Here is a 21018-nt window from a genome sequence, read left to right on the forward strand (position 1 = left end):
GCTATGCACATCCCCCCCTTTGACAACCAGAACAAACCGATTGTGGATGTGGATGATCCGACCGTTCCGCTGAACTATTTTAATATCGTAAAGCTGACCAAAGGGCAGGCGTTTGAATATGCCGTGCCCGGTTATGAAACCTGCATCGTTCCTGCGACCGGCACCATTGATATTGACATCGAAGGCTTCAAGGCAGGCGGCATTGGCGAACGCGGCGAGGATGTCTGGGACGGAGAGCCTGAGGGTGTTTATGTGCCCGTGGGCGCCAAAGCCGAAATGGTGTGTACCTCAGATGAGGCCGAGGTGTTCGTCTGCGGCGCGCGCTATGACAAGGTTTTGGATGCCTTTGCCGTGCGCTCCGATGAATTGGATCTGGTGCAATACGGGTCCGACGACACGAAAACGCATCGCAAGATCAAACATATCCTAGGCACCAAATACCATGACAAAGTGGGCCGTCTGCTGGTGTCAGAGCTGTTCACCGTGGGTGAGGGCGGCTGGTCCGGGTTCCCGTCGCATAAGCATGACACTGACCGTCTGCCAGACGAGACGCGCCACGATGAGACTTACAACTTCCGCTTTAAACCAAACCACGGGTCAGGCGTGCAGATGCTTCAGCGCGAGGATGGCAAGGCAGGGGATGCCTATCATATCGTTGATGGCTCAACCATTTGTCTTGATAGCGGCTATCACCCTTGTGCGGTGCTGCCGGGCTATCAGATGTATTACTTCACCATTCTGGGTGGCTTGTCGCAGCGCAGCCTGATCCAGTATTTCCAGCCATCTCATGCCTATCAGATCGAAACGATCCCCGGCATCAAAGACATGATTGCCAAATTCAAATGACTTTAGTGACGCTAAAAGATGTGCTGCAACCAGCGTTGCAGCAAGGCTATGCCGTGGGCGGTTTGGTGACCTTGGGTTGGGAAGACATGCGTGCCTATGTCGCCGCCGCTGAGGCCGAGAATTGCGCGGTGATCCTACAAGCAGGGCCGGGGTGTCGGGCGCATACGCCTTTGCCCGTGTTGGGCAAAATGTTCCGGCATCTGGCCGAGAGTGCGTCGGTGCCGGTCGTGGCGCATTTGGATCATGGCTATACCTATGATGAATGTTCCGAAGCGTTGGATTCTGGCTTTACCTCACTGATGTTTGACGGGTCGCGCAAACCGCTGGTTGATAACATCAAAGAGACGCTGCAAATTGCTGAAATGGCGCATAATTCAGGGATTTCCTGTGAAGGTGAGATAGGGTTTGTCGGCTACTCAGGTGGCGAAGCCTCAGCCGGGACCGACCCCGCGGAAGCCGCCCAATTTGCCGTAGAAACAGGCGTTGATGCGATGGCAATTTCAGTGGGAAATGTCCATTTGCAGCAGGACAAAGAGGGTGGTTTGGATGAACCCCGGATCGCCGCCATTCAGGCCGCCACGGATGTGCCCTTGGTGATCCATGGCGGGTCCGGTGTGCCGGTTGAACAGCGCCGCCGTTTAGCGACGACAACCAATGTTTGCAAATTCAACATTGGAACCGAATTGCGCATGGCATTTGGCAATGCGATGCGCGAGGCAGTCAATCGTGACCCAGAGAGGTTTGACCGTGTCACCATTCTCAAGGAAACGCATGATCCGGTGATGGCAGCAGCGCGCACCGTGTTGCGCAATCTGAAAGGTTAGGGTGATGATCAATATCGGGATTTTGGGCTGTGGTCGGATTGGTCAGGTCCACGGGGGCACTTTGCGCGGCATGACCAATGCGCGCGCGGCGGCTGTGGCTGACGCAATGCCTGAGGCGGCAGAGGCTTTGGCCCGCGTCACAGGTGCCAAAGTCATGGACGCGGATGCGATGATCCATGATCCGGGCATTGATGCGGTGATCATCGGCACGCCAACCACGACACATTACGACCTGATCCATGCAGCAGCAGGCGCGGGCAAGGCGATTTTTTGCGAAAAACCCATCGACCTATCCGTCGACCGCATCCACGATTGTCTGGCGGTAGTGGAAAAGGCGGGCGTGCCCTTCATGACGGCGTTTAACCGGCGCTTTGACCCTAGTTTTGCCCATCTGCAGCGACAGATTGCCGACCAGGTCATTGGCAATGTTGAGCTTGTAACGATCCTGTCGCGCGATCCGGCACCGCCACCGATTGGGTATATCAAGACCTCGGGCGGGATTTTCCGCGATATGATGATCCACGATCTGGACATGGCGCGGTTCCTGCTGGGGGAAGAACCGGTGGAATTGACAGCGTCTGCGTCCTGCCTTGTTGATCCTCAGATCGGGCAGGCGGGTGACTTTGACACCGCTGTGGTGACGCTCAAGACCGCTGGCGGCAAAATCTGCCAGATTTCCAATTCGCGCCGGGCTACTTATGGCTATGACCAACGGATTGAGGTGCATGGCAGCACCGGCATGCTGCGCGCCGACAATATGCTGGAGCACAGCGTTGAAGTGTCCAATGCCACAGGCATGCGCAAAGCACCGACACAGCCGTTTTTCCTTGAACGCTATGCGGCGGCCTACCGGGCGGAGATGGAGCACTTCGTGGCGGCGCTGAAAAACGGCCAGCCTGTCACACCCACAGGGCACGACGGATTGAAAGCGCAGATGCTGGCCGATGCTGCCGATCAGGCGGCGCGTGATGGGCAAATGAAAGTGGTTGAACTCTAGCCCAATTGGGACGCCCCGTTATCGCGAAAAGTTGATTGCAGGCAGCAGGTTGAACGGATCGCCGATACGATGCCGTCTTGACCTTGCGGCAATTAAGGTCAGTCTGTCTTTAACGAACTGGTTCTGGAGGGAGAGATCATGACACGACGAAATCTGCGAAATTCCGCGCTGTTGGGCAGCGCAGTTGCATTCTGCGCAATGGGTGCCTCGGCAGAGACATTGCGATGGGCGTCCACAACCGACCCGCAGACAATGGATCCGCATGCGGTGAACTCTGCCCCTGTTCTGTCTTTTCTTAACAACGTCTACGAAGGCCTTGTGCGCCGTGGGCAGGATATGTCGATCGAGCCGTCCCTGGCCGCGTCATGGGAACCGCTTGAGGGCGAAAACGGCTGGCGCTTCAACCTGCGCGAAGGTGTGACCTTTCAAGACGGTGCAGCCTTTACCGCAGAGGACGTAATGTTCTCTTATCAGCGTGCATCGAACGAGGCAGCAGATGTGCGTTCCTGGTTTGCACCCGTGTCAGAGGTGCGTGTCGTTGATGACTTCACCATCGATTTCGTGACCGCGGCGCCCAATCCGCTGTTTCCTGATTCTATCGCCAACTTCATGATCCTTGATAAGGATTGGGCCGAAAGCAACGATGCGGCACTGCCCGCGCGCGATGCCGAAAACTTTGCCACGATGAACGTGAACGGGACCGGGCCATTTACCCTGTCCAGCCGCGATCCGGGCGTGCGCACGACGCTGGTGCCAAATGGCGGCTGGTGGGACGATGCCCAACACAATGTGACCGAGGCAGTGTTTACCCCTATTGGCAACTCTGCCACTGGCCTTGCGGCCCTGTTGTCTGGCGAGATTGACTTTATTCAGCCAATTCCATTGCAGGATGTGGCGCAAGTCGAAGGCCGTGATGGCTTTAAGGTGCTTGAAGGCGAAGAAACCCGTGTGATCATGTTTGGCTTTGGCCACGAGCATGACGCGCTGCTTTATTCAACCGACGTGACCGACAGCAATCCGTTTGCTGATCCACGCGTGCGCCTTGCCGCCGCCCATGCCATCGATATCGATAGCATCGACCGGGTGTTGTTCCGTGGCAAGATCGAAGCGGCCAGTCAGCTGGTGCCTGCTGGTATCTCTGGCTTCTCAGAGGCCAATCAGGACCGTCCGGCCTATGACCCCGCGCGTGCCAAGGAGCTACTGGCCGAGGCAGGTTATCCCGATGGGTTCTCATTCGGGCTGAAGTGCCCCAATGATCGCTACATCAACGATGAGGCGCTTTGCCGGGCTGCCGCATCAATGTTTGCCGCTGTTGGTCTGGATGCAGAGCTGTCCACGGGTCCGGTGCGTGATTACTGGCCGCAGCTGCGCGAAGATGATTTCGACATGTATCTGCTGGGTTGGTCGCCGGGCACTTTCGACATGGAGCACCCGATCCGTTTCCTGATGCACTCTCAGGACGATGAAAAGAAGTTGGGATCATGGAACTTTGGGAACTACTCAAACGCCCGCGTTGATGAACTCTTACCGCAAATCCAGCAAGAAATTGATCCGGCTGCACGTCAGGCCATGATTGATGAAGTCATCGCCATCACGCAGGAAGAGGTCGCCTACATCCCGCTATATACCCAGCCATTGATCTGGGCGGCGAAGGACAATGTGGATCTGACACAGCGTGCCGATAACTTCTTTATGTTGCGTTGGGTGACGGTCAACTGATCACACACTAGAACAGCAAGAAGGCGATGGTTTACTTTATCCTCAAACGGCTGGTGCAGTCTGTCTTTGTGATGCTTGCCGTCGCCTTCTTGGCCTTTTCTCTGTTTCGTTTTGTGGGTGATCCGATCACCCAGATGACGGGGGTGGAAACCTCTGTCGCCGATCAGGAACGCCTGCGCGAAGAACTGGGACTGAACGATCCGTTCATCCTGCAATTCGGTCGCTTTACCAGCGACATGCTGCAAGGTGATTTCGGGTTTTCCTACCGCACGCGCCAGCCGGTGGCAGAGATGATTGCCGACCGGATACCGGCCACGCTGGAGCTTGGGGTTGTCGCGCTTTTGATATCTCTGCTCGTGGGTATTCCGGCGGGGGTCTATACCGCCCTGCGACCGCGTGGGATTGCGACGCAAGCCATCTTGATGACCACACTTGTCGGCGTCTCGATCCCGACTTTTGTGATTGGCATCATGCTGATCTTTGTCTTTGGCGTGCAATTGGGGTGGCTGCCGACCTTTGGGCGTGGCGGTACCGTGCAAATCGGCGGTTGGGAAAGTTCTCTTTTCACCCTTGAGGGTTGGCGCGCGCTGCTGCTGCCCGCCATCACGCTGGGCGTCTATCAACTGACCTTGACGATGCGACTTGTCAGGGCCGAGATGATGGAGGTCATGCGCTCTGACTACATCCGTTTTGCCATGGCGCGTGGCGTGCCGATGCGCAAGCTGCACTACCGGCATGCGCTGGCCAACACGATGGTGCCTGTCATTACGATCATTGGGTTGCAGTTTGGCGGGGTCATTGCCTTTTCCATCGTGACCGAAAGCGTTTTCCAATGGCCCGGCATGGGCCTGCTGTTTCTTGAGTCGATCCGCTTTGTCGATATCCCGGTGATGGGCGTCTACCTTGTCGTGATCGCCTTTTTCTTTGTGCTGGTGAACCTGATCGTAGACATGCTCTATGTCGCGATTGACCCACGTTTGCGCATAAGGGACGTGCAATGATCGCGTTTCTAAAGCGATATGAGGGGCTGTGGCTTTTCGTGCATTCGCCAGCGGCGATGGTTGCGGCATTGGTGGCGGTGCTGATCATGATCGGTGCGGTTTTTGCGCCGTGGATCGCCTTGGTGAACCCATATGATCTGTCGTCGTTTAGCTTGTTTGACGGCTTGCTGCCGCCTGTCTGGCAAGACGGAGCGAACCCCAAGTACCTGCTTGGCACAGACGATCAGGGCCGGGATATGATTTCGTCCATCTTATACGGGGCGCGGTTATCACTGGTGATTGGCATTGCGGCGCTGACGATTGCGGCTGTCTTGGGAGTGGGGCTTGGGTTGGCCGCGGGGTATTATGGCGGGCGGTTTGATGCGATTGTCATGCGGATTGCGGACGTGCAATTGGCCTTGCCTGCGATCCTGACAGCACTGCTGATTGACGGCATCGCGCGGGGTATTCTGCCAGCGGCGATGCAACAGGACTTGCGGGTCGCTGTGCTGACGCTGGCGATTGCACTATCGCTTTGGGTGAATTTTGCGCGAACCGCCCGCGCCTCGACTTTTGTGCAGATGAACAAGGAATATGTGCAGGCGGCGATCATGATGGGCCAACGTCCCAGCCGCGTGATGTTCGTGCATATCCTGCCCAATATCCTTGGGCCTTTGCTGGTGATCATGACGGTTGATCTGGCCTCTGCCATTCTATTGGAGGCCACGTTGTCCTTCCTTGGCATTGGCCTGCCCGCCGACAGCCCCAGCCTTGGCACGTTGATCCGCATCGGGATGCAGTTTCTGCTGTCGGGCGAGTGGTGGATTTTGTGGATACCCACCCTGTTTCTGGTGGCCCTTGTGGTGTCGATCAACATCCTTGGCGACTTCCTGCGCGATGTCTTTAACCCGAGGTTGCGCTGATGCTGACAATCAAAGACCTTGCCGTCAAATTCCCATCGCGCTTTGGCGATGTGACCGCAATTGCGGATGTGGACATGACGATCAAGCCCGGTGAAATCCACGGGCTTGTGGGCGAAAGCGGGGCAGGCAAGTCGACGGTTGGTGCCGCTGTGATCGGCCTGCTGGCCGCACCCGGTTATGTCGCGAACGGAAAGCTGTCGCTGGGCGACACCGATCTGCGCAAGTTGACGCCCGAACAGGCGCATGAAATCCGGGGCGACCGGATTTCGATGATCTTTCAGGATCCGCAAACCAGCCTGAACCCGCTGATGACCATTGAAGATCAGCTGATCGAAACCATACAGGCCCATTCTGACGTCAGCGAAACCGCCGCCCGCACACGTGCCGTTGATCTGCTTGAAGAGATCGGAATCAAGAATGCCGCAGAACGGATCAAGGCCTATCCGCATCAGTTTTCCGGCGGAATGCGCCAGCGCGTTGTCATCGCTCTGGCGATCTGCACCGATCCAGAGTTGATCATCGCAGATGAGCCGACAACGGCGCTGGATGTGGCGGTGCAAAGTCAGGTGCTTGACCTGATCCGCAGGCTTGCCCGCGACCGCCAGATCGCCTTTATGCTGATCACCCATGATATCGGTGTGATCGCCCAGATTGCTGACCGCGTTACGGTCATGCGCAACGGGCGGGTCATGGAAACAGGTGAGACGCCACAGGTGCTGGGCGCGCCGACCCATCCTTACACGCAGGCGCTGATGGATGCGGTGCCACCGCTGGACCATCGGATCGCGCGATTCCGGGTACCTGAAGAAGACACAGCAGGCGTTGTGACCGGGAACGCTGCCGAAAAATGGCTGCTGGAAGGGCAGCAATATGCGCTGACGGGGCTGACGCTGCAAGATATCTGCGTGCGGTTTGCAGGCCCGCGTACCTCGCTTTTCCGCAAGCCAGAGCCCTACGTGGCGTTGAAGGATGTGAACCTAGAAGTGCGCCCCGGATCGATCATGGGGCTGGTCGGCGAAAGCGGGTCGGGCAAATCGACGCTGGCCAAGGCAATCACGGGCCTGATCACCCCCAGCAGTGGAACGATGCACTTGGGGGATGATATCCTGCCCGATGGCAAGGCGCGCAGCCGCCATCATCCGTCGCGCCAATTGGTGCAGATGGTTTTTCAAGACCCATACTCCAGCCTCAATTCCCGTCACCGCATTGGCGCGATCCTGACAGAGCCGTTGTGGTTCTATGGCTTTGTCCAAGATGCCAAAGAACGCGAAAGGCTGGCCGCTGCCATGCTGGAACTTGTCGGCATGGCCCCTGACGCCGTCGACAAATACCCGCATCAATTCTCTGGTGGGCAAAGGCAACGCATTGCCGTGGCACGGGCACTTCTGGCGCGGCCCCGGTTCCTGATTTGTGATGAACCGACCTCGGCCTTGGACGTTTCGATACAGGCGGAAATCCTGAACCTGCTCAAAGACCTGCAAGCCATGTTTGGCCTGACGATTCTATTTATCAGTCACAATCTCGCGGTTGTGCGCCAGATGGCTGATGACACCGCCGTGCTGCGCAATGGCGTGATCGAAGAAATGAGCGCAACAGAAGACCTATTTGCGCGGCCAAAGGCCGACTACACCCAAAAGCTGTTGGCGCTGACGCCGGTGATGCCGCGTGAATGGCAGTCAGAGGCTGTGACGGGCTAGGCCGCCGCCGGTGTTTGGCGCTTCAATGACCTGAACACAGAACGCACGCGGGTCTGTAACCCAGGGAAATTTAGTTTCCTCAAAAGCACCCATTGGCAAATCCAATCAATCATGTTCCTATCTGCCTATCGAGACTGGGGGACTGCTGCACACCAATAGCGAACACTCAGGAACAGCAAAGGACGTTGATCCGACTGTTGCCTATCGCTTTGTGATGCGCCGCGTACCTTTGTCACCCAAATATGAAAAAGGGAGATAACGTGATGTTATTCAAACATACTATTTCATTGGGCTTGCTGATGGGCGCGCTGGGCGCGTCCGTGGCATCGGCCCAATCACTGGTCTATTGCTCGGAAGGATCGCCAGAGGGTTTTGACCCCGCACTCTATACCGCAGGCACAACTTTTGATGCCTCCAGCCACCCACTTTACAACCGTTTGACAGAGTTCAGGGTCGGCACAACCGAGGTGATCCCGGCGCTGGCCGAAAGCTGGGAAGTGTCCGAAGACGGCATGACCGTGACGTTCAACCTGCGTCAGGGCGTCCAGTTCCATTCCAACGATATGTTCACGCCTAGCCGCGATTTTAACGCCGAAGATGTGATCTTTACCTTCAACCGCCAAAAGAACGACGATCATCCTTACAACGGGGTGTCCGGCGGTACGTGGGAATACTTTGACGGCATGTCCATGCCTGATCTGGTTGCAAGCGTTGATAAGGTCGACGACTACACCGTCGTCTTTAACCTCAGCCGCCCCGAAGCGCCGTTCATTGCCAACATGGCGATGGATTTCGCATCGATCGTGTCAGCAGAATACGGCGACGCAATGATGGCCGCCGGCACACCTGAGATGCTGAACCAAGCACCTATCGGGACTGGCCCATTTGCATTCCAAGCCTACCAGAAAGATGCTGTCATCCGCTATCTGCGCAATGACAACTACTGGGGTGATGCGGCCCGTGTAGAAAGCCTGATCTTTGCGATCACGCCTGATGCATCCGTGCGTTATCAGAAGGTGCAAGCGGGCGAATGCCATGTCACGGCCTATCCAAATCCCGCTGATATTCAGGCCATGAAAGATGCCGAAGATATCGTTGTGATGGAACAGGAAGGCCTAAACGTGGGTTACTTGGCCTACAACACGACCATGCCTCCCTATGACAATGCCAACGTCCGTCGTGCGCTGAACATGGCAATCGACAAGCAGGCAATCATCGATGTTGTGTTCCAGGGCTCTGGCCAGATCGCCAAGAACCCGATCCCGCCAACCATGTGGTCCTATAACGACGCTGTGGCTGATGATGACTACAACCCTGAAATGGCGATGGAGATGCTTGCCGCGGAAGGTGTTGAGGACCTCAACATGAAGATCTGGGCGATGCCTGTGCAGCGCCCCTACAACCCCAACGCACGCCGCATGGCCGAGCTGATGCAGGAAGACTTTGCCAAGATCGGCGTCACGGTTGAAATCGTGTCCTATGAATGGGGCGAGTATCTGTCGCGTTCACGCGAGTTGGACCGTGATGGTGCGATCCTGCTGGGTTGGACCGGTGACAATGGTGATCCTGACAACTTCATGGCTGTGCTACTTGGCTGTGATGGTCGCGAGAACTCAAACCGGGCGCAATGGTGCCACCAGCCGTTTGAAGATCTGATCCAGCAAGCCAAAGTGCTGCCAACGCAAGAAGAGCGTCAGCCACTCTACGAGCAGGCGCAGGTGATCTTCAAAGAGCAGGCACCTTGGGCAACCATCGCGCACTCTGTTGTTTACATGACAATGCGTCCAGAGGTTGACGGTTATGTTGTTCACCCGCTGGGTGGGCACATCTTTAACCAAGTTGGCCTGTCTGAATAATCGCAATCGCTTGGGGCGTCCGTCATCGGGCGCCCCAAGCAATTTGAGCATGTGGATTGTCATTTGACGTATTTCCTGAACGACCGGCTTGCGGAATACGCAGCCATTGCCAAAGATCTTGGCGTTGATGCCGTGGCCCTTGTGCCCGGCCCGAATTTTACGCGCGCCATCATTCATCCTTTCATGAGCCACGAACGCCCGTTCGTACTGGTGATCCCGGCCAAGGGTACGCCCGCCGCGTTGGTGCCCAATCTGGAATTGCGCAGTTGGGAGCTGGTGGGTTTTGACGGTGCTGTCTTTGATTGGCGCGATCAGGATGGCTATGACGCCGCCTTTGCGGGCTTGATGGCCCATTTGAAAATAGGTTCCTTGGCTGTCGAAGGTCAGGTGATGCGCGTCTTTGTGCATCACGCCATGCTGCGCGCCCAACCTGATCTGCGGATCGTGGATGCCGAGCGTGAACTTTCCGCCCCCCGGATGATCAAATCCGATGATGATATCAGCGCCCTGAAGGCCGCAATTGGAATTTCTGAACGCGCTTTGGTGCATACATTGGAAAGCGTCCGTCTGGGCCAGACCGAAAAAGACATTGAACAGGCGCTGATCCAGAACCTTTTTGCCGAAGGGGCAGAGGATCAATCTTTTGCGCCCATCGTTGCCGCTGGTGACGGATCGGCCCGCCCCCATGCCAAGGCCCGCGCCGATTATGCGGTCAAAGCGGGCGATGCGCTGCTCTTGGACTTTGGTGCCCGCAAGCACGGCTTTGCCGCTGACATCACCCGGACGGTGTTTCTGGACCACGCCAGTGATGAAGGGCAGGCGGTCTATAACACGGTGCTGCGCGCGAACCTCAAAGGGTTTGACGTCACCCGTGCCGGAGTAACCGCGCATCAGATTGATGATGCGGTGATTGGTGTACTCGAAGCCTCGCCCTATGCTGACCGCATCCGCACCAAGACCGGGCATGGCCTGGGCCGCGAAGTGCATGAGGCCCCATATATCATGCGCGGCAATCATCAGGTTCTGCCCGCAGGCACCGTCTATACCAATGAGCCGGGCCTTTATGACATCGACAATTTCGGCGTCCGCATTGAGGACGACGTGTTGATCACTGAAGGCGGCTGCACCTCGCTCACAGAATTTCCCAAGGAACTGACGGTGTTGAAATGCTGAACTATGTGCTGACCCGCCTTTTGACCTTTGTGCCCACTTTCATCGGGGTGACGCTGATTTCCTTTGGGTTTATCCGGGTTCTGCCGGGCGATCCTATTGTGGTGATGGCGGGCGAACGGGGTCTAACCGATGAACGCTATGCAGAGCTTGCCACGCAGTTCGGGTTTGATCGCCCGCTGTATGAGCAGTTCTGGGAATATCTGACGGGCGTGTTGCAAGGCGATCTGGGCAATTCCTTTGTCACTAAGAAACCTGTCTGGGATGAGTTCTTTGCGCTGTTTCCCGCCACGCTAGAGCTGTCACTATGTGCGATGATCTTTGCGGTGGTGATTGGCCTGCCTGCGGGGGTGATTGCTGCGGTGAACCGTGGCAAGTTCTATGACCGCGCGCTGATGTCCACCGCGCTGATTGGTTATTCGATGCCAATCTTCTGGTGGGCGCTGCTGCTGATCATCGTGTTTTCGGGCAACCTGCAATGGACGCCCGTATCGGGTCGGATTGACCTGATCTACTACTTCCCTGATCCCACAGGGTTCATGCTGATCGACAGTATCGCCTCAGGGCAAAAAGGGGCGTTTGGATCTGCGGTGCGGCACCTGATCCTGCCCGCGATCGTGCTAGGCACGATCCCACTGGCGGTGATTGCGCGGCAGACACGCTCTGCCATGCTTGAGGTGCTGGGCGAGGATTACATCCGCACAGCCCGTGCCAAGGGCCTTGCACCGGGGCGGATCAACGGGGTGCATGCGCTGCGCAATGCGCTGATCCCGGTGATCACGGTGATTGGCCTGTCGGTTGGCACGCTGCTGGCCGGTGCGATCCTGACTGAGACGATCTTTAGCTGGCCGGGCATCGGCAAATGGATGGTCGATAGTATCTTCCGGCGCGATTATCCGGTGGTGCAGGGCGGGCTGCTGCTGATCGCGGTGGCCGTGATGATCGTGAATTTGACCGTTGATATGCTTTACGGCGTCATCAATCCCAAGATCAGGAAGCGGTAATGACTGACACAGCACAAACCGTCATCGAACGCCCCAGCCCCCTGCGAGAGTTCTGGTTCTATTTCCGGGAAAACCGTGGCGCGGTCATTGGGCTGTGGATTTTTGCGGCCTTCGCCTTTGTTGCACTTTTCGGCCCGTGGATCGCACCGCATGATGCCACAGCCCAATTCCGCGATGCAACACTGCAACCCCCCGTCTGGCAAGAGGGCGGCAGTTGGACCTATCCGTTGGGCACTGATCCACTGGGCCGTGATATGCTGTCGCGCCTGATCGTGGGCGCGCGTTTTTCCTTCTTTGTGGGGATCGTTGTGGTCAGTATTGCAGCCACGGGTGGTATTCTGGTGGGGCTCCTTGCGGGCTTTGCGCCCAAATGGGTAGATACGATCATCATGCGGATCATGGATGTGATCCTTGCGTTTCCGTCACTGCTGCTGGCGCTTGTGCTGGTGGCGATCCTTGGGCCGTCGCTGACCAATGCGATGATTGCCATCGCGATTGTGCTGCAACCGCACTACGTGCGTCTGACGCGGGCCAGCGTGTTGTCTGAACGGCAAAAGGACTATGTGACATCCGCCAAAGTGGCCGGTGCAGGGCTGCCGCGTCTGATGTTCATCACGGTGCTGCCAAACTGTCTGGCACCGATCATCGTGCAGGCGGCCTTGTCGTTCTCGACCGCGATCCTTGATGCCGCCGCGTTGGGCTTTCTAGGGATGGGGGCACAGCCGCCCACGCCCGAATGGGGCACGATGCTGGCTGAGGCGCGCGAGTTTATCTTGCGGGCGTGGTGGGTCGTGACTTTCCCCGGTTTGGCGATCCTTGTGACGGTGCTTGCCATCAACCTGATGGGCGACGGGCTGCGCGACGCGCTTGACCCCAAGCTCAAGAGGAGCTGAGCCTATGTCATTGTTACGCATACGCAATCTCAGCGTTTCGTTCTCAACCGCGTCCGGTGCATTCCGGGCGGTGGATGGGGTCAATGTTGACGTTGATGCTGGCGAAATCCTTGCCATTGTCGGCGAAAGCGGGTCGGGCAAATCGGTGTCCATGTTAGCCCTGATGGGGCTGTTGCCTTGGACGGCGACCGTGACGGCGGATGAGATCGTCTTTGACGGTATCGACCTGTTGAATATCGACAAATCCGCGCGCCGCAGGATTATCGGCAATGATTTGGCGATGATCTTTCAAGAGCCGATGTCGGCGCTGAACCCCTGTTTCACTGTTGGGTGGCAGATCAAAGAGGCACTGCGCATCCACCTTGGCCTTGATCGTTCCGCGCGCCAAAAACGCGCGATTGAGCTGTTCGAGCAGGTGGGCATCCCTGACCCTGAAAAGCGCCTACAGGCCTTTCCTCACCAGATGTCGGGGGGCATGAACCAGCGGGTGATGATCGCCATGGCCATCGCCTGCAAGCCCAAGCTGTTGATTGCGGATGAACCGACGACAGCGCTGGATGTGACTATTCAGGCGCAGATTCTTGACCTTTTGACAGACCTGCGCCGCGAGACAGGCATGGGGCTGGTGCTGATCACCCATGACATGGGCGTTGTCGCAGAATCCGCAGAGCGGGTCAGCGTGCAATACGCCGGTCAGAAGATCGAGGAACAGCCTGTCGGCCCGCTGTTTGCGCGCCCGCGCCACCCCTACACTGCGGCATTGCTTGATGCTTTGCCGGAACGCGCAACCGACCGGCTGTTGCCGACTATTCCCGGCGTTGTTCCGGGGCAGTTTGACCGACCGTCAGGGTGTCTGTTTTCACCGCGTTGCAAGTTTGCCGATGACACTTGCCGGGGCACACCGCCTGCACCGGGTGGGCCTGATCAGGGCGATGTCCGCTGCCATTATCCGTTGAACCTTGTCGAAAGTACCGCGTCATGAGCGAAGCTGTGATCAAAGCCGAAGGGCTGATAAGGCATTACTCCGTCAGCGGTGGGATGCTGCGCAAACCCCGGACGCTACGGGCGGTCGCGGGTGTTGATTTCGAACTGCACGCGGGCAAGACCCTTGCCGTTGTCGGCGAAAGCGGTTGCGGGAAATCAACGCTGGCCCGCATGGTCGCAATGATTGAGGCCCCAACGGATGGGGTGTTGACGCTGGACGGCAAACCGGTGTCTCCAACCGACTGGGCCGATTTGCGGCAGTCTGTGCAGATCGTGTTTCAGGACCCTTATGGTTCCCTCAACCCGCGCCAGCGGATCGGCGCGATCCTGCAAGAACCGCTGACCATCAACCGCCCCGATTTGCCCAAGGCCGAGCGCGAGGCGCGCGCCCGCAAGATGCTGGATATGGTTGGCCTGCGACCAGAGCACTACGACCGCTATCCGCATATGTTCTCTGGTGGGCAACGGCAGCGCATCGCGATTGCCCGTGCCTTGATGCTTGATCCTAAGGTGCTGGTACTGGATGAACCGGTCTCGGCGCTTGATCTGTCGATCCAAAGTGCCATCCTGAACCTGCTGACGGAACTGCAGGACCGCTTGCAGCTGGCCTATCTGTTCATCAGTCACGATCTGAGCGTCGTGCGCCACGTCGCCCAAGATGTGATCGTGATGTATTTGGGTCGCGCGGTTGAGGTCGGATCAAAGACCCAGGTCTTTGACGCGCCGCAGCATCCCTATACCCGTGCGCTGCTGTCAGCCACGCCAAGTGCAGAGCCAAACGCCCGCCGTGATCGTATCAAACTGGGTGGCGAGCTGCCATCGCCGTTGGATGTGCCCAAAGGATGCGCCTTTGCACCAAGGTGCTGGAAGGTCAAAGACAAGTGCAGGCAAGAATTGCCCACACTGTCCGGCGACACACATCGGGCGGCCTGCTTTTTTCCCGAAGGCTAATCCAAAGGCGCGCCGCAGGGAGCCACGCTGAAGATTTGATCGCTTATTTCAGGCATCAAGGGATTACCGCAGGATTCCACCTTTTTGAGGCCCGAAATCCGGCTAAGCACTGTTGAACAAGATCGCAGAGCTGGGTGCGGGTCAGCTGTTGATTGGGACTTTTCGGCAAAATCACGACCGTAAAACCTTCTTTGGCGGAAGCGCGCAAGTTGTTGTTGTTAAATTATAAATTCTGGTTGTTTTCGTACACTAAGGTATTCATTGCCGGTATACGGAAGTTTTCCTTGAGAACAGCATTAATATCAAGTTAATCATAGAGCGTATTAGTTGAAGTGTTTTTAAAATTGCAGTTGGGAGTTGTGCCTACGCCGACGGCCCAACATAGATTGTCGAAATAGGGAGATAGCATTCAATGAAGATGTCAAAACGCACGCTTTTTGGTTTTGTTGGAGCAACGATGCTCGCAACCGCGCCAATTCAAGCCTTCGCTCAGGACTGGGAACCTCGCAAGCCGATCGATTTTGTGATCATGGCGGGTGCCGGTGGTGGTGCTGATCAGATTGCACGGTTCATTCAGGCCGTTGCAGAGCAACAGGATCTGACGACACGCCCGCTGGTGCCCAACAACAAAGGTGGCGGTTCCGGTGCCGAGGCGCTGATCCACGTCAACACGGCCAACGACCCCGATCACACCATTCTGGTGACACTCAATTCCTTCTTTACGACACCGCTGCGTCAGGAAAACCTTGGGATTGATATCCAGACATTCACACCGGTTGCGATGATGGGCGTCGATCCATTTGTGCTTTGGGTGCATAAGGACAGCGGCATCACGACGTTTGACGACTACGTCGCCAAGGTCCAGGAGATGGACGGTGAATTCGTCATGGGCGGCACCGGTGCCGGTCAGGAAGACAGCATCGTCATCGCCTATATGTCCGGCGCCTATGACCTTGATATCAAATATATCCCCTATGATGGCGGTGGTGCTGTGGCCAAAGACCTTGCTGGTCAGCAAATCATGGCAACGGTGAACAACCCCGCCGAGGCCAAAGGATTTTATGAAGCTGGTGATTTCGTCCCGCTTCTGGCCTTCTCGGACGAGCGTATGCCAGCCTATCCTGACGTGCCAACGATCAAGGAAATGGGTCACGACTTCTCTTACTACAACCAGCGGGCCGTTGTTGGCGCGCCGGGCATGTCTGACGAAGCGGCTGCCTATTATCAGGACCTGTTCACAACCATCTATCAAAGCGACGAGTGGCAGGGGTATCTAACCTCTGAGAGCCTTTCACCGCTTTGGATGGATGCGTCGGAACAGCGCGACTATTGGGCGCTTCAGGTCGAAAACCACCAGAACCTTCTGGCGGCATTGGGCGAATAACCCAAGGCAAATGTGACACGGGCCCGGACAGACGGGCCCTGATCCTCAGGGAGGCCAGATGCGCGTAGGCGAACTATTAACTGCGGGTTTTCTGGCCCTTCTGTCCCTGTACCTGATGTGGAAAAGCTCCGAGCTGCCCATCGGGTACATCTCTGGAACAGGTCCGGGCGGGGGCGCTTGGCCGTTCTGGCTGTCTGCAATCATGCTGATCTGCTGCTTTTGCACCGCCTTCAACTGGTGGCGGGGCAGAACACCGGCTTCGCGCTCTGAAGAGCCGGTGCTAGACAGTCACGGCTGGAGATCATTGATCTTTGTTGGTGGGGGCATCATCGGCTTTGTGGCGTTGATCAGCATCATTTCGATGTACGGTGGCATTGCCGTGTTCCTGTTCTACTACCTGTGGTTTCTGGGGCGGCACGGCCTGTTATTGAGCCTGACGATTTCATTGGTCACACCCATCGCGCTGTTCTTCTTCTTTGAAGGCGCGATGCAGATCACCATGCCATCCGGCCTGCCATTCACTGACCCTGTGTTCAACGTGCTCTATGACATCATCTACTGACGCCATGACACACCGCCGCGAAAGAGGCCCCTGATATGGACGTCCTTCTCCTGCTTGCTGATGGCATGTTGGTGTCGCTTCAACCGCTGAACCTGATGATGATCATTATCGGGGTGACGCTGGGCCTGTTCATCGGGGCGATGCCCGGCCTGGGTTCGGTGAATGGTGTGGCGATCCTGCTACCGGTGACATTTCTGGTGCCGCCGAGTTCTGCAATTATCTTCCTCGCCGCGATCTATTACGGGGCCATGTACGGCGGCGCTGTGTCCTCGATTACGCTGGGTATTCCTGGCGCATCAACGGCGGTGGCCACAACCTTTGACGGCAGACCACTGGCCAAGCAAGGCCGCGCCAGCCTTGCACTTGTGACGGCCGCCTTGGCCTCATTTGTGGGGGGCACTGTTGCCAATATCCTGTTCACGCTATTTGCGCCTTTGCTGGCGAGCGTGGCCCTATCCTTTGGCCCGCCAGAGGTCTTTGCCCTGATGTTGCTGGCCTTTGCCACCTTTGTGGGTCTTGGTGGTGATGATATTCCAAAAACCATCTTTTCCATCTGCTTTGGCCTTGTGCTGGGTGCCGTTGGGTTTGATCAGATTTCCGGCGCGCCGCGCCTTGTCTTGTTCGATTACAACGGTTTTCTGCAAGGGATCGGATTTCTTGTGCTGGCTATTGGCGTCTACGGCATCGGAGAGATGCTCTGGACCATCGACCAGACCCGCGGTGATGTGACCGCGACGACACCCAAGATGACAATGAAAGGGGTAGCCGCAGACGCAAAGGAAGCCACAAAGCGCGGTTGGAAAGGCACTGCTATCGGCTCATTGCTGGGATTTTTTGTTGGTATCTTGCCTGCGGCAGGGGCGACACCGGGGTCGTTGATGTCTTATGGCGTTGCGAAGATTGTGTCGCGCAATCCAGAAGAATTTGGCAAAGGGGCGGTTGATGGCGTTGCCGCACCTGAGGCCGCCAACAACTCTGCCTCGACCGGGTCCATGTTGCCGATGCTGACGTTGGGTATTCCCGGTTCGCCCACCACAGCGATCCTGCTGGGAGGCATGGTGATTTGGGGCCTAGTACCCGGTCCGCGCTTGTTTGTGGACGAGGAACAGTTTGTCTGGGGCCTGATCGGGTCGTTTTACATTTCCAACGTGGCAGCGGTGCTGATCAACCTTGCGTTCATTCCGGTGTTCATCTGGATGTTGCGGATGCCCTTCACCATCCTCGCGCCCATGATCTTTGTGCTGTCCATCGCTGGCGGCTATGCCGCGACCCGCGATATGTTTGATATCTGGCTGATGGTGGTCTTTGGCATTGGCGCGTTCTTCATGCGGAAGTTTGACTATCCGCTGGCACCCGCCGTGCTGGCCATCGTGCTGGGACCCATTGCAGAGCCGACACTGCGCCAGTCATTGCTGCTCTCGTCAGGCGATCCATCGATTTTCTTCACCCGCCCTGTGGCGGGGCCAATCACAGTTGTCGCCTTGATCCTGATCTTCCTGCCCGCGCTAAAGTTCCTGCGTCGCAGTCCAGCCAAAAGCAAAAACCCCGCGTCGTAACGCGGGCTTTGTAAGTTATCGCAACACCTCCGGGTTAGCTGTAAAGACCAGCCACCTTGCCGCGCAATTGGACCAACGCCAGCACCGTATCGATGGTGGGGGTGGGCGTTTGGGTGACCCGCCCCAGTTCTTGCACGGACCCTACAAGCGCGTCGATTTCCATCGGACGGTTGGCGTCAAGGTCTTGCAGCATTGACGTGCGATGCGCGCCCACGTCGGCACCACCCTGAATGCGGCGATCCACATCGATGGGGAACTTCACTCCCAGCTTTTCCGCAATGGTCTGCGCCTCAAGCATCATGTTGCGCGCAACCTCTCGTGTGCCGGGTTCGGTACACAGCACATCCAGCGTTGCATGGGTCAGGGCCGAGATCGGGTTGAACGACAGGTTCCCCCAAAGTTTGACCCAAATCTCATCGCGGATTTTTGGCCGCACGGGTGCTTTGAGGCCCGCCGCACTTAGCGCTTTGGACAGGCGCAAGGCGCGCTCGGATTTCTCGCCCGAGGGCTCGCCCAGCGAAAACCGATTGCCTTCGATATGTTTGATCACACCCGGTTCGCTGACTTCTGCGGCGGGGTAGACCACACACCCCAGCACATTATCCGGCCCAAAGCCGTCCCATTGGACGTTACCCGGATCAACACTGGCAAGGCGCGTGCCTTCCAGATCACCGTCCATCTTGTGGAAATACCACCATGGCACGCCGTTCACACCGGATACGATGGTTGTCTCGTCGCCGATCAGCGGCTGCATCTTGTCAACTACCGGCGGCACCGAATGCGCCTTGAGCGTCACAATGACATAGTCCTGCGGCCCCAAATCGGCGGCGTTGTCGGACACAGTGACAGGCAGCGTTTCAGACACGCCATCCTCGATCAGGGTCAGGCCGTTGTCGCGCATCGCGGCCAAATGCGGGCCGCGCGCCACAAGGCTGACGTCTGCCCCGGCCTTGGCCAGTTTCGCCCCCATATAGCCGCCAATGGCCCCGGCGCCAAAAATACAGATCTTCATGATGGCGTATCCACAAGGCCCAGCTTTTCGGCCAACCCGATCCGTTGCAGTTTGCCTGTGGCCCCTTTGGGAATTTCCTCAAGGATGATCACCTTGCGCGGTACCTTGAAATCAGCCAGCCGCTCTGACGCAAAGTCGCGCACGTCGCGGTCGCTGATATCCTCGCCTTCACGCAAGACCACGGCTGCGGCAACCTCTTCGCCCAGCTTGGGATGCGGCAATGCAAAGGTGACAACCTGCGCAATCGCCGGGTGCGCGGACAGCACACCATCGACCTCAAGCGGGCTAACTTTTTCACCGCCACGGTTGATGATTTCCTTCAGGCGACCGGTCAATGTCAGGTAGCCGTCACTGTCAAATGTGCCCTGATCGCCGGTGCGGAACCAGCGTTTGCCGTCCGCCTCAAAGAAGTTCTTGGCGTTGGCGTCAGGGTTGCCTTCATAGCCCGGCGTGACGTTGGGACCGCAGATCACAACCTCTCCGACGCCGCCCTCAGTGAGCGTGGGTTCAACCTCATGTGCGATGCGCACTTCGGGGCCCGCGGGCAGGCCCACAGCACCGGGTTTCTGTGTGCCGGGTTTCAACGGGTTTGAACACATCTGGTGGGCGGCTTCGGTCATGCCGTAGCCTTCGACGACAGGGGCGCCGAAGGTCTCAAACAGTTTTTCCATAACGGGGCCGGGCAAAGAGGCCGAGGAAGAGCGCAGAAAGCGTAACCGAGCGGCTTCGATAATGTCCGCATTGCGCGGGGCCCGCGACAGGATCGCCTGATGCATCGTCGGCACAGCGGTGTACCACGTGGGGTCCGCATCACGCAGCCAGCCGAAAAAGCGCAGCGCGTCAAAGCCCGGCGCGCACCAGACCTGCCCACCGGTTGCCAAAGTGGCAGAGACAGCGGCCAGCAACCCATGGATGTGAAACAAAGGCATGACGTTCATGCAGCGATCGTCAGACGTCAGCGCAAGCGAATGCGCGATGTTATGGGCCGACGCCGCGACATTGGATTGCAGCAGCGGCACAATCTTAGGCCGGGACGTGGTGCCGGATGTGTGCAGGATCAAGGCAACATCGCTTGCGTCAGGCGCGCTTTGATCGCAGGTGCCGGTGGCATCGGTGTGTAGGGTGAAATGTGCTGCGGGCGCGCCTGCGTCGACGGTTAGACGCAGGATCGTCACACCTAGTTTTTGGGCGGCGGCATAGGCCGGACCTTCGTCGCCTGCCATCAGGACAACGGCCTTGGCTTTTAGATCGTCGATATAAAAAGCGAATTCATCCGCGCGGTAGGCGGGGTTCAGCGGGGCGGTTACGGCGGCCTGCGCGATGGTAATAAAGGCCGCAGCCATCTCTGGTCCGTTGGGCAGAACAATGGCCACACGATCCCCGCGCCCGATGCCTGCACCATGCAATGACGCGGCAACAGTATCGGCGAGATTGCGCAAGTCACCATAGCTCATCCAGTCGCGATCGGGTGCTCCGATTGCGGGGGCGGTTTCGACGTGGCTGTGAAGTAGGCTTTTTAGCGTGTCTGACACAAAATTTCTCCAGTCAAATGATCTACACAACCATAGCGCACATGCATCTGCTTGCAACGGATACTGGCATGATATTGCGCTTGGAGTTGTCTGGAGGAATGCGACGCTGGCGCCGGAGTATGGGCAGG

The 21018-nt window shown here is 57.5% G+C and carries 18 protein-coding genes; 16 read left to right on the forward strand and 2 right to left on the reverse strand.

Annotated elements, in window-relative coordinates:
• Positions 1 to 3 precede the first annotated feature (3 nt).
• From DHN10_RS12950 to DHN10_RS13025, 16 genes are all read left to right on the forward strand, one after another.
• Positions 4 to 846 (forward strand): 5-deoxy-glucuronate isomerase, encoded by an 843-nt coding sequence (locus DHN10_RS12950; RefSeq protein ID WP_108815773.1) that lies wholly within the window; start codon positions 4 to 6, stop codon positions 844 to 846.
• Complete coding sequence (locus DHN10_RS12955; protein WP_108815774.1) at positions 843 to 1670, forward strand: class II fructose-bisphosphate aldolase; 828 nt, start codon at positions 843 to 845, stop codon at positions 1668 to 1670. Before DHN10_RS12950 ends, DHN10_RS12955 begins: the two co-directional genes overlap by 4 nt.
• A 4-nt stretch (positions 1671 to 1674) precedes the next feature.
• A complete protein-coding gene (iolG, locus tag DHN10_RS12960; protein WP_108815775.1) occupies positions 1675 to 2667 on the forward strand; it encodes an inositol 2-dehydrogenase in 993 nt (330 codons plus the stop codon).
• Between the two features lie 138 nt (positions 2668 to 2805).
• Positions 2806 to 4386 (forward strand): ABC transporter substrate-binding protein, encoded by a 1581-nt coding sequence (locus DHN10_RS12965; protein WP_108815776.1) that lies wholly within the window; start codon positions 2806 to 2808, stop codon positions 4384 to 4386.
• A 26-nt stretch (positions 4387 to 4412) separates the two neighbouring features.
• Positions 4413 to 5387, forward strand: coding sequence for an ABC transporter permease (locus DHN10_RS12970; RefSeq protein ID WP_108815777.1), 975 nt, complete (start codon positions 4413 to 4415; stop codon positions 5385 to 5387).
• The gene (locus DHN10_RS12975) at positions 5384 to 6289 is read left to right on the forward strand and encodes an ABC transporter permease (RefSeq protein ID WP_108815778.1); all 906 of its coding nucleotides are present in this window, start codon (positions 5384 to 5386) and stop codon (positions 6287 to 6289) included. The genes DHN10_RS12970 and DHN10_RS12975 overlap by 4 nt, the downstream gene beginning before the upstream one ends.
• The gene (locus DHN10_RS12980; RefSeq protein ID WP_108815779.1) at positions 6289 to 7986 is read left to right on the forward strand and encodes a dipeptide ABC transporter ATP-binding protein; all 1698 of its coding nucleotides are present in this window, start codon (positions 6289 to 6291) and stop codon (positions 7984 to 7986) included. Before DHN10_RS12975 ends, DHN10_RS12980 begins: the two co-directional genes overlap by 1 nt.
• Before the next feature lie 263 nt (positions 7987 to 8249).
• Entirely contained in the window at positions 8250 to 9842 is a 1593-nt protein-coding gene (locus DHN10_RS12985; RefSeq protein WP_108815780.1) for an ABC transporter substrate-binding protein, read from the forward strand.
• Positions 9843 to 9905: 63 nt separating this feature from the next.
• Positions 9906 to 11015, forward strand: coding sequence for a M24 family metallopeptidase (locus tag DHN10_RS12990; protein ID WP_108816061.1), 1110 nt, complete (start codon positions 9906 to 9908; stop codon positions 11013 to 11015).
• Positions 11009 to 12016 (forward strand): ABC transporter permease subunit, encoded by a 1008-nt coding sequence (locus tag DHN10_RS12995; protein ID WP_108815781.1) that lies wholly within the window; start codon positions 11009 to 11011, stop codon positions 12014 to 12016. The genes DHN10_RS12990 and DHN10_RS12995 overlap by 7 nt, the downstream gene beginning before the upstream one ends.
• Positions 12016 to 12909, forward strand: a complete 894-nt coding sequence (locus DHN10_RS13000; protein ID WP_108815782.1) for an ABC transporter permease subunit — start codon at positions 12016 to 12018, stop codon at positions 12907 to 12909. Before DHN10_RS12995 ends, DHN10_RS13000 begins: the two co-directional genes overlap by 1 nt.
• Positions 12910 to 12913: 4 nt before the next feature.
• Positions 12914 to 13891: an ABC transporter ATP-binding protein gene (locus tag DHN10_RS13005; RefSeq protein WP_108815783.1), complete on the forward strand. Its 978-nt coding sequence runs from the start codon at positions 12914 to 12916 to the stop codon at positions 13889 to 13891.
• A complete protein-coding gene (locus DHN10_RS13010; protein ID WP_108815784.1) occupies positions 13888 to 14844 on the forward strand; it encodes an ABC transporter ATP-binding protein in 957 nt (318 codons plus the stop codon). Before DHN10_RS13005 ends, DHN10_RS13010 begins: the two co-directional genes overlap by 4 nt.
• A 412-nt stretch (positions 14845 to 15256) precedes the next feature.
• Complete coding sequence (locus DHN10_RS13015; protein ID WP_108815785.1) at positions 15257 to 16228, forward strand: Bug family tripartite tricarboxylate transporter substrate binding protein; 972 nt, start codon at positions 15257 to 15259, stop codon at positions 16226 to 16228.
• A gap of 58 nt (positions 16229 to 16286) precedes the next feature.
• Complete coding sequence (locus DHN10_RS13020; protein ID WP_108815786.1) at positions 16287 to 16790, forward strand: tripartite tricarboxylate transporter TctB family protein; 504 nt, start codon at positions 16287 to 16289, stop codon at positions 16788 to 16790.
• A 35-nt stretch (positions 16791 to 16825) separates the two neighbouring features.
• Positions 16826 to 18346, forward strand: a complete 1521-nt coding sequence (locus tag DHN10_RS13025) for a tripartite tricarboxylate transporter permease (protein ID WP_108815787.1) — start codon at positions 16826 to 16828, stop codon at positions 18344 to 18346.
• Positions 18347 to 18380: 34 nt separating this feature from the next.
• On the opposite strand, the gene DHN10_RS13030 is transcribed toward DHN10_RS13025, so the two are convergent.
• Positions 18381 to 19358, reverse strand: a complete 978-nt coding sequence (locus tag DHN10_RS13030; RefSeq protein WP_108815788.1) for a 2-dehydropantoate 2-reductase — start codon at positions 19356 to 19358, stop codon at positions 18381 to 18383.
• Positions 19355 to 20890: an acyl--CoA ligase gene (locus tag DHN10_RS13035; protein WP_108815789.1), complete on the reverse strand. Its 1536-nt coding sequence runs from the start codon at positions 20888 to 20890 to the stop codon at positions 19355 to 19357. The genes DHN10_RS13030 and DHN10_RS13035 overlap by 4 nt, the downstream gene beginning before the upstream one ends.
• Positions 20891 to 21018 lie beyond the last annotated feature (128 nt).

The sequence above is a fragment of the Loktanella sp. Alg231-35 genome (assembly GCF_900143545.1).
Classification (GTDB): domain Bacteria; phylum Pseudomonadota; class Alphaproteobacteria; order Rhodobacterales; family Rhodobacteraceae; genus Yoonia.